General features: G+C 38.5%; 7 protein-coding genes and 3 pseudogenes. 8 read left to right on the top strand and 2 right to left on the bottom strand.

Going from position 1 to position 12,299, the window contains the following annotated elements; translation table 11 throughout:
* Positions 1-40 precede the first annotated feature (40 nt).
* A complete protein-coding gene (locus AACW45_RS29855) occupies positions 41-1,408 on the top strand; it encodes a hypothetical protein (protein ID WP_190636693.1) in 1,368 nt (455 codons plus the stop codon).
* A 176-nt stretch (positions 1,409-1,584) separates the two neighbouring features.
* On the opposite strand, the gene AACW45_RS29850 is transcribed toward AACW45_RS29855, so the two are convergent.
* Positions 1,585-3,915, bottom strand: coding sequence for a CHASE2 domain-containing protein (locus tag AACW45_RS29850; RefSeq protein ID WP_190636691.1), 2,331 nt, complete (start codon positions 3,913-3,915; stop codon positions 1,585-1,587).
* A gap of 657 nt (positions 3,916-4,572) precedes the next feature.
* On the opposite strand from AACW45_RS29850, the gene AACW45_RS29845 reads away from it, so the two are divergent.
* The 4 genes and pseudogenes from AACW45_RS29845 to AACW45_RS29835 form a co-directional block, all read left to right on the top strand.
* A complete protein-coding gene (locus AACW45_RS29845; protein WP_339385102.1) occupies positions 4,573-4,698 on the top strand; it encodes a hypothetical protein in 126 nt (41 codons plus the stop codon).
* Between the two features lie 132 nt (positions 4,699-4,830).
* Positions 4,831-4,911: a hypothetical protein gene (locus AACW45_RS38505; RefSeq protein ID WP_242045789.1), complete on the top strand. Its 81-nt coding sequence runs from the start codon at positions 4,831-4,833 to the stop codon at positions 4,909-4,911.
* A gap of 37 nt (positions 4,912-4,948) precedes the next feature.
* Positions 4,949-5,137, top strand: a pseudogene (locus AACW45_RS29840) (hypothetical protein); the annotation flags it as partial.
* Between the two features lie 223 nt (positions 5,138-5,360).
* Positions 5,361-5,541, top strand: a pseudogene (locus tag AACW45_RS29835) (transposase); the annotation flags it as partial.
* Between the two features lie 22 nt (positions 5,542-5,563).
* On the opposite strand, the gene AACW45_RS29830 reads toward AACW45_RS29835, so the two are convergent.
* Entirely contained in the window at positions 5,564-7,705 is a 2,142-nt protein-coding gene (locus AACW45_RS29830) for a lipoxygenase family protein (protein ID WP_190636689.1), read from the bottom strand.
* A gap of 806 nt (positions 7,706-8,511) precedes the next feature.
* On the opposite strand from AACW45_RS29830, the gene AACW45_RS29825 reads away from it, so the two are divergent.
* The 3 genes and pseudogenes from AACW45_RS29825 to AACW45_RS29815 all read left to right on the top strand — a co-directional run.
* Positions 8,512-9,879 (top strand): hypothetical protein, encoded by a 1,368-nt coding sequence (locus AACW45_RS29825; protein WP_190636688.1) that lies wholly within the window; start codon positions 8,512-8,514, stop codon positions 9,877-9,879.
* 97 nt (positions 9,880-9,976) lie between these two features.
* Entirely contained in the window at positions 9,977-11,677 is a 1,701-nt protein-coding gene (locus AACW45_RS29820) for a hypothetical protein (RefSeq protein ID WP_190636686.1), read from the top strand.
* A 128-nt stretch (positions 11,678-11,805) separates the two neighbouring features.
* A pseudogene (locus tag AACW45_RS29815) lies at positions 11,806-12,299 on the top strand (hypothetical protein); the annotation flags it as partial.

Below are 12,299 nucleotides of genomic sequence, written 5' to 3'. Positions count from 1 at the left end.
AAAAATACATGTGAAACTTCAAACCATAGGAATTAAAATCATGACATCCGAAAATATTAGAACTACATGGTATTGCTACGGTAATAAAACCGGAGGAAAAAAAGGTCACATCGAACATATAAATACAGGAGATAAATGTACTTATCCTGGTTGTAATTTAAATCGTCCGAAAACACCAAAGACAATATATACTAACGATGCTGACATAGATAATGAAAAGCTGGATAAAGTAACTCAAGATAAAATACCTCAAGATAAAGTGCTTTTGACTGCTCTTTCGGTCTTAAATTTAGGTAGTGGTTACACTACAATGGTAGGAGCTGCTCAGATATTTCCTGGATTAGTTGGATATGTCAGTGGTGGAATTATTCAGTTAATGCTTTTTCTATTGCTCTCTGGTTCTGCTGCAAAACATGCTCCTGTTCGTAAATGGTTAACTGTTGGAGTATTTTCCTTTATCAGCGTCTACACTAGTTTTTTTGCTTATTATGACCATTTGACAGCAAAGGATACAGGAAAAAAAGCGTTTGAACGTGCTGTTGCTGCTAATGCGGAAGTATATACAGAAGTAATTGCTCCCTTAAAAAACAATGTTAGCGAACTAGAAGGGGAGATTAAGCAGTTACGAATCGATTTAGATAGAGAACTCAACCAGCCCGGAAACAGTTTTACAGGTAAAAGAGGTGATGGGAATGAAGCTCAAAAAATCAGAATTCAAATTAAACAAAAAGAATCTGAGCTAGCAAAACTAAAACCGAGCGTAATTGAATTTGACAAAAAATATCCATCCCCGAAACAGGGAGATTCACCGCAAGAAATTTTCAAGGATACAATTCAAGCTGTACAGTTGATTCCCAATAAGTACCGACCGCAAGAATATCAAGGTAATCTTAACAAATTACGTCCTAAGTTTTTAGATGAGGACACTGGTATTCCCTTGCTTACACCATATCGTAAGGTAATGAAAGGAGAAGATTCCGCGATCGCTGCAATATTACTTGCAATTGGTGTTGATGGTTTGATTATCCTTTTAGGAACAGCAATTGATAAACGTAAAAAAATAAAATTGGATTTACCTTTAAAAGGTACAGCATTAGGTTTTCTAGATACTTTATTTAAGGAAGTAAATCTAGAAACAGGTTTGATTAACTATGAAAATTTAATTCAAAACAAAGAAAGCGAAAATTTTCGTCTCTTACTAGAAACTATGCGTAGTTCTGACTTGAAATGGGTTGAGGTACATATAGAAGATAACGTTGAAAAATGGTACATATCCGACAACAAACGAGATGAATTTAGAAAATGGTATTTCGATGAAAGAAAATACCAATTAAAAAATGAACAAAAAAGTCCTAAGACAGTTCAAACTCCTCATATTGTAGGTTTTGTATTGCCTTCAAGAAACTAATTGAACGAATTCTTGATTCAAGTCTCATCTGAAGTAAGGTGTAAAATACTACTTTCTAATTGCGCGTTTGTTTAATTGGGCTGTTCATAGTTGCGCTGTCTTTCAGAAAGCTTGGATAACAGCGATACTTGTAGTTTTAATCACAAGACAGCCCGATTACAAACTTCTCCTCCGATTCAATGACTGTCATAAGATTGATAAATGATGACAAACCCGCTAGTAATAATCAATCCCAAAGCTGATGGCACAAGAGGTACCCAAATACCTTGGATTAACAATAACAAACATAATCCGGTGAGAATCCCGGTAGCAGCTGTAATTGTTATGATTATAAATAAGGGCGATCGCCAACGCCAAACCAAAATACCTCCTACCAAACACCAACCCCAAATCCACAGTATTTCGGCTTCTAGCGACCAAAATCTTAATAATGCTCGTTTGGGTCGGTCAAGTACTGCACTGAGTATCTGACTGACAGCATGTGCTTGTACCAACAATCCTGGAATTTTACCATAAGGAGTATCGATCAAATCACCACCATCAGTTTTACCTGTAACTCCAATAATCACAATCCGATTTTCAACATCTTGCTTTTTGATTGAGCCATTAATAACTTGCGATAATGAGACTGTTTTGGCAATTTGTGTAACGTCTTTAGTCGCTCGATAGTTTAATAATATTTGTGTTCCTTCTCCATTAATATCATGATACCCACCAGCACGACCTTGATAAGGTAAAGGACGAAAATCAACGGAATCTAATATGAGTGTTTCTTCAATTAGTGAAGGTCGAATACCTTTTGATGCTAAATAATTAAATGCTAATAAAATACTAAAAGAATTGTGGGAATTACAAACAGTATTTTGTTGCGGTGTTAAAAATAAAAGATGACGACGTAAAACATGATCAGCATCAAGTATGATATCTGCGAAACCAACCCCTTCTGCTGTTATTGCTTTCGGTGCTGCGATACCGGGATTATTAGGAACTCTCTCATCTGGTACCCGACAAACAGCTATTAAACGAGAATTTTCTTGAAATTGTTTGGCTAATCGAGCATAACCTGGTTCTCTAGGAACATCGCGAAAGATATCTAAACCAATGACAGTAGGCTGATATTGTTCTAATCTATCTATCGCTTGAGCAAGAATATTATCTGGTAATGGGAAGTTATATTTATGGATATCTTGCTCGTCTGCTTTAACAATTAAAAGACGTTCATCTACTTTTTCTTCGGGACGTATTTGCATTAACTGGTCGAAAGCAATTAATTCAAATTTTTCCAATAATCCTGTTTGTCTAGCTCCTATTACGGCTATTGTCGAAAATATACTAGCAAAAAGCACTATTAAAAAATTTCGCGGTCTTGCTGAGATAAAATTATTAATTAGATTATGTTGCGTTGTACTTGGGTGTACAGACTCGATTGCAAACAAATCTTGCCATTTGGGAGGATTAAAAGCAGGATTTTGACAAATGATGGGTAACCAAGAAGCACAGGGATAGTTTTGTTCTAAGCCTTGTAACCTTTCCCGCGCTCTGCGTACTGCTAAATAAAAAAGATTATTTTGATAAAACTCTTGCAAAAAGTATTTTAAAAATTCTTGCGCTACTAAATCTGGAACTCTTTCCCGCATCACGATAATTTGCGGGATATGCAAACTAATCAAATCTTGCGCTAACCCTAAACCATCACATGAATTGAAAATCGCAATTTTTAATCCCCTTTCAATTGCTTGTCGAAGAGCAAATTGCAATTGAGGTATTGTTAAACTGTCTTCTGAATTTATATAAATTTTACCTGTATTTGCAACAGTTTCACTGTGACCAGCAAAAAACAATATATCATATCTTTCATCCCACAGTTGCTGATTAATGTCATTAAGTTTTGGATTGACTAAAAATCTTATTTCTGTATTATTTGGTATATTTTTTAATAACTGTTTTCTGTCTTCTTCGGTATTAATACCATTACTATCGCCAAAGATTGCTAAAACTTTAATCCGATCGCCAGATTTGATTAATTGTTCTACTTTTTCATATCTTGGTGGAGCGATCGCAATTTCGGCTAGGCGATAGTCTGCGAATAAATTCCATTCATGCCAAGGTAAACGTTGAAGTTGAAGATTATCTGTTTCTAACAGTATCCTGACTGAATCAGTTTTTTTTAAATATAGGTATAATTTATTTTTAATTTCTATAAATTCCTGAGAAGACAACCAATCATTCAAATTTTTACTTAAAATTTTTCCAGCCTGTTGGCAGCTTTCAATAGTAGATATATTCGTGATTTGTCCGCTACGCTTTTCTAAGACTCTAGATTTTGTGCCTAGATTAATATATAAAAAATACCAAGTTTCATAAAGTTCCAGAATCTCTCGTCTTGGCGGTAACTTTCCTATTTCCTGAACAAGCATGGGTTTATCTTCTTCACCAGCTTGCAAAGTTACAGGAAAACCCTGTTCAAAGCTTCCTTCACTAAATTTAAGAATAACTAATTTGCTCATTTTGATATCAGAGCTATGTTTTATGATACCAACCCTGTAGTTACTTACCTGCAAGGATGTATAAAATAATCTTAGATTAAGAAAGAACATCAAAATAGCTTTGCACATATTTTTACCGTTTCTTTACTATTTCTTTATACTTGAGTTTGGACTAATTGGCATTTAGCAGCAATGAATAGAAAGCAAGAAAAAGTGACCCAACTTCTTTTAGGATACAGCTGGCGCATAGGGGGTATTACCCCACAAGAGTCAACTGGCGTTGGGAATAAACAATCAACAAGTCCTCTCAAAAAGGTGCGCTTCAAATCAGCGCACCTTTTTGAGCATGAAAATTGGCGACCAAGGCAGTTGTAAGTCTCCCTGCCAAAGAAATGATCATGAATTTAAGACTTGTTAGTTAAGCAAAATGAACACGCAATCTAGCAAAAGAACTAGTACGAGTGGGAGCTTTAGTAGCATGATTAGACCAGTTAAAAAACCGACTTAAATTGATTGCACAAGCAGTGGCAATATGTTGTAAGGGACTTCCAAGAAATAAAATCCCCAATATATAAGAATGATAATCATTATAGAGAGGGGAAGTCAGGGCTGCCATCGCCAGCCCTGACTTCCCTTTTTGTAGTAAATTCAATGTATGTTTCGAGTTTCGAGGTGTGTTTGAGTGTCAATATTAGAAAAAATCGCTCTGGTTCACTCACTCAAATAGAAATAGCAGAATTAGATGTTTACGAGCAATTAGAACATCTGATGATTTTACTGAAAGCGCGAGCAAAGGAAAAGTAATCAGCCAAGATGAGTTCTAATTCAAATCAACGCCGCATTTATGGTTGCTTTTTACACATTGATATTAAAGAATAAAAAGTCTAGCTACAACACAATAGAACAGAAGATAAAGTAGCAGAAGAACTGGTTAATTTGGGAATAACTAAACAAGATATGGTGATTGCTTTTCATTCACAATTTAAGTGTCAGTTTACAGAACATGCAGTTAGCTAAAACAACAATCAGTTCAAAATTGACTTACCAGCCGCAAGCAGAAGATACAATTCTACAAAAATTGCGATGGGGTGAAGGGAGTCAATCTGAAAAACAGTGGCGCGATGTGTTAGGGATATTAAAGTTGCAGGCAGAGGGTTTGGATTACACATACCTGACACAATGGGCAGAAAGTTTGAATTTGGTTGATGTTTTGAGTCAAGCATTTACTGCTGCTGGCATGTAATTTTGAATGGGTACAGATATACATTAATTCGGGTAACCAAAAGCTTCTGGCTACTTGAACCAAGATACGCACCTATACAGATAAGGTATTACAAGCATTCGCCAAGGAATAATGAGGCTCGCGCCAGCAGCGATGATCAAGCTACAAGTTCACCACTTTTCACCCTGCCATTATTAAACGTTGCGATAGCGAAGCGCTGCTGCGAAGCGCAGATCGCACAGACGGATTTAAAGTATTACCTCGCCGTTGGGTCGTAGAGCGTACACTGGCGTGGCTAGGTCGCTATCGTCTGGTGTAAGGATTACGAGTATCATCCCCAAACCAGTGAAACGATGATATGCGCGGCTATGACAAATCTTATGTTACGTAGATTAGCCCGCAATCATCGTTGCTCTACTGCTTAATTTTTATTTTATCAACACCCTCTTAGATATTAATACTTTGAGGAATCTTGGAAGGTAGCAAATACTCATAAGCTAATAATCTTTCGCTACTTTGATTACGTTGCCGAATTTGTTGCTCAATATCTTTGAGTTCCTTCTGGAAATTGTTCAAAGCATCTTGTACTCGTGGCGAAGAGTGAAAATCAGAGTTAGTGTAATCGCCTAACTTCGTGTAGTAAACAGAGCCAAGTAAATACAGTAAATTAATCTGGTCTGTAGCTCTATCTAGTGGTGGTAAACCATCTAGAAAATTTTCTTGCTGATTGGGATCTGTTGGTGCAGGAATATAACGTGCTAAAGGAAATGCTGGCGGATAGAGCATTAAACCACGTTGGGCAAAGTTAACAGCAGCATGTTGAGCGCTAGCAGTAAAAATAACTGTTGAAACAGCCTCAATTAAATAATTGAGCGTCTTAATTCTACCTTGAGCATCCTCACCGAAATTCTTCAAGCGGCCTCCTGTTGGAGAAACTAATTGCGAAGCCCATTTCTGTAAATCTTGATCGTTCTCAACGGAAGAATCTGTACTGTAGTAAGAGCTTAAATAACCCTTCACCCAATTATGGATAGCATTCCAAATCAGCATTCCATCATCTCTGTAAGGATAAATAGGTAGTTGATTCGGATCGTTAACACCTCGATGTTCTAGAGTCTTGGGAAATGCAACTTCATTAAAGTTAAATAGGCAACTCTGCGCTCCTGTGACAGCTAGCTTGTGGTCAGAGTTAATATTACTAGCTAGCAACTTATCTACAGAACCCTTTGGTGCTACTAAAGATTGATGAGCGCCATAATTGATTAATACAGTACCTTCTAGATGGGGTTTCAACAGTTTTCTGAGATTGTGATCCTTAGACAAATGATTAGTTGCAACTACAAAAGGCTCAATAAATAAGTGAGTTTGGCCTAAGTGGCTATAAACCTCATGGTAGTTACTATCTGCCATTTGTAAAATGCTCTTAGCACTCATCCAGGTTCCTGTATGTAGTGGTGTAAATAGAGCCTGTTGAATCTTGATTGCAACTGGTATCAAAGAGCGAGAGGAACTACCAACTGGTGGAACTGCAAATAGTCCTAAGGGAGCATAAATATATTTTTGGTCTCTGGGGAAATTCCCATTTGCCATACCCTCTAATAGAGAATAGTCTGCTAAGTAAATTCGACCTTCTTGCAGCGCTACATCTAGAGAATCGGCTTTACCAATGATTTTAGCGGTAATTTGTTGGTATTGTTCGCCAGTGATGGGCAAACGTGGATCTGCTGTTTTGATTTGCTTGAGCATGACTGGATTTGGCCCAGCCACCTGCATATAGGCAAAAACTATATCCTGTTGGAATTTTGCAGAAATCTCTGGTTTGGTTATCAGTCGAAATAGGTTATCGTAATCCTCAAGGGTATGTGAATAATTATCTCCCACAGAACCAAAGTTAACATTTGCCGCATCTTCAGCATTCTCAGTAGCTTGCATATCAGCAAGTTCTAATAACTGAGCGTTATATCTGATGATATTTTTTAAATTAGCGATCGCAATTTGTTCGCTAGAATCCAAATCGAAGGAAATATTATCTGGATTCTCTTCTAAATGTTCAGCAATCTGAGCATCAATTTTTTGGAACTCTTCTTCAAATGAAAATTGAGTATTACTATCTGTTGCGTTAGCATCATTTTGACTGCGATACTCATCAAGTTGTTCATTAATTGAGAGATGCTCGTTAACTTCTTTGAGAGTTGATACTAGCTGAAAAGCAATATCATTGACATCTTCTGTCGTCTTAACTTCGTTTATCTCCTGCTCAATTGTCTCTAAAGAATTAATTTTATCGCTTAAAAAGATGCTATCGCTGTCTACATCATCTGTACTAAACGAGACATTACCACCACTAGCTTTAGAAGTGTTATTGATATTATAAACACTTATTGCCTTTAATACTAAAAGTAGCCACTCCCGGCTAGGAAGCTCATCTTTTGGCAATCGAGGCAAATTGATTAATGGCATTTTCGGCACATCTGTCATCGCCAAAGGGTTTAGATAGTTGTAGTTGTATTCATATCTATCACCTTGAGTCAAGATATAACGATCTACAAGCTTATACAAAAGTAAAAGCAAATCTTGTTGATTCAGCATATTTTTCTCCTTTAGCTATCAATTGTCATGGATGGTTGAGCGTTGAGCAGAATTAATTTTGACAAGGATAGAAGTAATTAATTAAGACTAAGTATGCAGATGTAAATAAATATAATATGCTGTGTTCCCAGCATATAGTTTTTCCTCAAGGAGACGCTACACGTAGTGTCTTGTAGAGAGTAACCTACTTCTTACCTGAGAGAAATTGTTCGCGTAGCACGATAGCAGAAGAGTAGCAATCCCAGCTTTTACAATTGCCTTGTTGTTTCTCCATCCTGCCGGAATTCAGCTACTTTATGACGACTTATATTTAATTAAGTCTACTTACTTAGAGGGTGCAATTATTTTTTAACCTTGTCACACAAAAACGCATTAACTGTACTTTTATATACTCAATGCGGCTGGGGTTTGATGTTATTTAATTATGTCTTAAGAATAACATTGTGTACAGAATATCTGATTAAAATAATTAATAATAACGAAATATTGCAATATATCATCCAATTGCTGTATTGACAAAATGCACTTACTTTGCATTTAATGCAAAAATCTGATTTTATCGTTGATTTTATTTTTTAGAAGTAAAATTTTTAGATAAAAAATGTCAATAAGCTAACTTTATTGAGACTAAAGGCGTTTTTTGAGATTAATACATTCTTATCATTGATATATTTTTTGTATATTTTTATACAAAAAACACAGCATTCTGTAGATTATTTTTCTCTTTCCGGATTTAAGAAAAGTTGTATTATCCTCATAAGTGAAGTATGGTTTATTACTAAGATTTTATGTATAAGGGCTAACCTATGGCGCTTGAAAAAGTACGTGGTACTTCTTTGGAATACTATCTAATTTCTTTTGATGAGAAAGGCCACGAACGTCCAGAAAATGGCAAGTTAACTAGTCAACAAGTCTTAGATGTTTTAACTAGTCAGCCGATTACAGATGTTTTCTTGATGAGTCATGGATGGCAAGGAGACATTCCGGCTGCCAAAGACCAATACCAACGCTGGATTGCAGCTATGGCAGATAACCAAGCTGACATTCAAAAAATGCAACAGCTACAACCTGGGTTTAGTCCATTACTTATTGGGTTGCATTGGCCAAGTAAGCCTTGGGGAAATGAAAACTTAAACGCTCAAATTCCCTCTTTTGACACAGCAGACTCTCAATTGAATGATTTGATTGAGGATTATGCTCGTCAAGTTTCAGACACAGAAGCTAGTAGAGAAGCACTCAGAACAATTTTTAGTGCGGCTATTGAATATGACACGCCACCAGAAAACTTACCACCAGAAGTTGCGGCAGCTTATCAGGTATTGCTTATGGAAGCATCCTCATACAATCAAAGTGAAGATACTTCCGAATGGAACGACACCGAACCCTTAAATTTTGATCCGGAAACTGTATACCAAGCCAGTTTAGAAGAAGAGACCGGAGAAGTCAGCTTTGGAATAGGCGATGGAATTGCATCAGCTTGGGATAAGTTTTTGAATGTACCCAGATTGTTATCTTTCTGGAAAATGAAAGACCTGGCGCGTAAAATTGGTCAAACTAGTGGCTTTAACTTATTAAACAAACTGCAACAAGTCGCAGACGATCGCGTCCGATTCCACCTCATGGGGCATAGCTTTGGGACGATTTTTGTATCGGCAACAGTTGCAGGTACAAAAGATAATAATAGACTTGTGCGCCCAGTTAATTCTCTAGCCTTAATTCAGGGAGCTGTATCGCTTTGGTCTTACACTGCTAAGGTTCCCTACAGAAACAATCTTACTGGTTATTTTCACCCCATCATTAGCGATCGCAAAGTGTCCGGGCCAATTATCACAACTCAATCTCGCTATGATAATGCCGTCAGGGTAGCTTATCCTGTAGCTGGAACAATGGGATTAGGAATCGGCCAAGATATCCATTTTGATGTCTCCAAACCAAGTTATCCAGGTGTCGGCGGCATAGGTTTCTATGGAATTCAAGGGGAAGATTTAGATATTACGGATATCGATATGCTCAACCCCAACAAATCCTATGATTTTAAACCAGGTAAAATTTACAACTTAGAAAGCAGCAATTATATTACTGTTCCCAATCCCGATCCTTTTGTAGGCGCACACAACGCGATTGATAATCCTGCTGTAGCTCATGCTGTTTGGTCTGCTGCCCTCGTTAATTAGCAGTTACAGGTTATGAGGATCATTCTCAATCAGATGGGGTAAGCAATGCCCTCTCAATACAACGTATATCTGGCACAAACATCAGGAGACAAAGAGCATGAGTGTAGAACAGCTTACAGAAGAACTATATTTCAATGGCATTGATGGCGCTTCCGGAGGTTATTTGTTACCTCCTTTAACGCCGGAACAAGTTGCGAGAATTGCTCAAGGCGAAGACTTCGACCCAATAGAAATTAGCGAACTCAAGAAAAAGGATCTCCATGTCAAAGGTCTAGAACCAGACTTTGCCCCGATAGAAGGAGTAGATCCCAAAAATCTGGCTGAAACAGGTTGGGGAGTTATTTTTGCCTATAATGCCGATCCCGCTATTAAAGAAGCGCTCAAGGAACTGCTAGAGCATCGCCAAAGACAAGCAACCAAAAATTACGACCATTATTATCAGGAATATACTGGCCCTAGAGGTTATCGTCCTGGGGAGTCCAAGAATGCATTTTTGGCGCGTCATGGAGTTGGGCCAGGCCCAGCAGATCCAGAAAAAATGCCTTATTATCTGCTGATTGTTGGCGATCCAGAAACAATTCCCTATCGCTTTCAGTACCAACTGGATGTGCAGTATGCAGTCGGTCGGATTTACTTTGATACCCCTGAAGAGTATGCCCAATATGCTCGGAGCGTCGTACAAGCTGAAAGTCCAGGGTTTTCACTTCCTCGGCGCGCTAGCTTTTTTGGCGTCCAAACCAGTGGTGATGCAGCTACACAATTAAGTGCGAAGAACTTAATTCAACCTCTTGCTGAATGGATGGTTGGAGAGCAAAAAGATTGGAAAGTTGAAACTATCCTGGCACAAGAAGCCACCAAGTCCAGACTCAAGAAACTCTTAGGCGGTGAAGACACACCTGCATTGTTATTCACTGGTAGTCATGGTATGGGTTTTCCCAATGGGGATGAACGACAATTACGCCATCAAGGTGCCCTACTGTGCCAAGACTGGCCAGGCCCTATACAATGGCGCGGTAAGCCGATACCAGAAGACTTTTACTTTTCAGCAGATGATGTTGGCGCTGATGCGCGGTTGTTAGGCTTAATTGCTTTTCACTTTGCTTGTTACGGTGCGGGTACACCCAAACTAGATGAGTTTGCCCATCAAAAAGGCTCTAATGAAAGAGCCACTATTGCTCCCCATGCATTTATTGCACCTTTACCCCGGCGTTTACTTAGCCATCCCAACGGCGGAGCCTTAGCTGTAATTGGTCATGTGGAAAGAGCTTGGGGTTGTTCGTTTGTTTGGGAGAAAACAGGTAAGCAGTTAGCAGTATTTGAAAGTACTTTGAAGCGGTTGTTAGAGGGTCATCCTGTAGGGTCTGCGGTTGAGTATTTCAACGAACGCTATGCCGAACTTTCTTCTGATTTGAGTACTGAACTCGAAGAAATCAAATTTGGCGCGACAGCCAATCCAGTCAGCTTGGCGGGAATGTGGACAGCAAACAACGATGCTCGTAGTTATGCCATTGTCGGCGATCCTGCAGTGCGGTTGGTAGTGAGCGATCGCCAAAATGCTTCAGAGCGACAAACTATAGAGTCAGTGAAATTACCTGCTGCGATTGCTGCACCAAATACCTCTAGCTCTAATGGCACTGGTGATACATCAGCAATTAAAAAGGCGCAGACAGATTTAAATCAAGCTCTAGAACAGTTTATTCAAAATGTCGATCAAGCTTCTGCAACTCGCACAGAAAAGCTTGAGGCGGCTATTTCTGGAGTGATGAGTTTATTAGAGGCGTTGAAAAAGCTGAAATAACCATAGGTGCGTAGTAGCGTTTGCTACTACGCGCTTTCTTGATAATGAGTACGCGGGTAGGGGTAGCAGAGCAGTGCCTTTAAATACAATCTGCTGTATATGCCAGGGTCTTTATTAGCTGAAAAACTATGAACACATTCGAGATCAACATCCAGCGCAAATCAGCAAATCACTGGCCGATTGTTGTAGAACATAGTCGCCCTGGTGAACTGCTCTCATCGCGTTCGGAAGGAATTCTCGAACTAACATCAGCAGACTTAGAAAAACTCACCAGCTTATTAGGACAGACCAAAGACTACGGTACATTTTTAGGGAAAGCGCTATTTAAAGAAGAAATCAGAGACGCTTTTGTCAGCGCCTTGCGGGACTCAGACACCATAGTCAGGGTATTGTTATTTATTGAAGCTGAAGACAAAGAAATCAGAACCCTGCGTTGGGAAAGACTCTGCGCCAACATCGATGATGGATGGCATTTATTAAGCTTAGAACAGCGCACACCATATTCACTTTATATACCAGCGATTACAGACCGTCGATTTCCCCCCATTGGTAGGAGAGATTTACGCGCTTTAATATTAGTAGCCAGCCCACAGGAAATAGAACGGTATAAATTAGACTCATT

This window comes from Calothrix sp. FACHB-168, assembly GCF_963889195.1.
Taxonomy (GTDB): Bacteria; Cyanobacteriota; Cyanobacteriia; order Cyanobacteriales; family Nostocaceae; genus Aulosira; species Aulosira anomala_A.
This window is presented reverse-complemented; position numbering and strand designations above follow the sequence as displayed.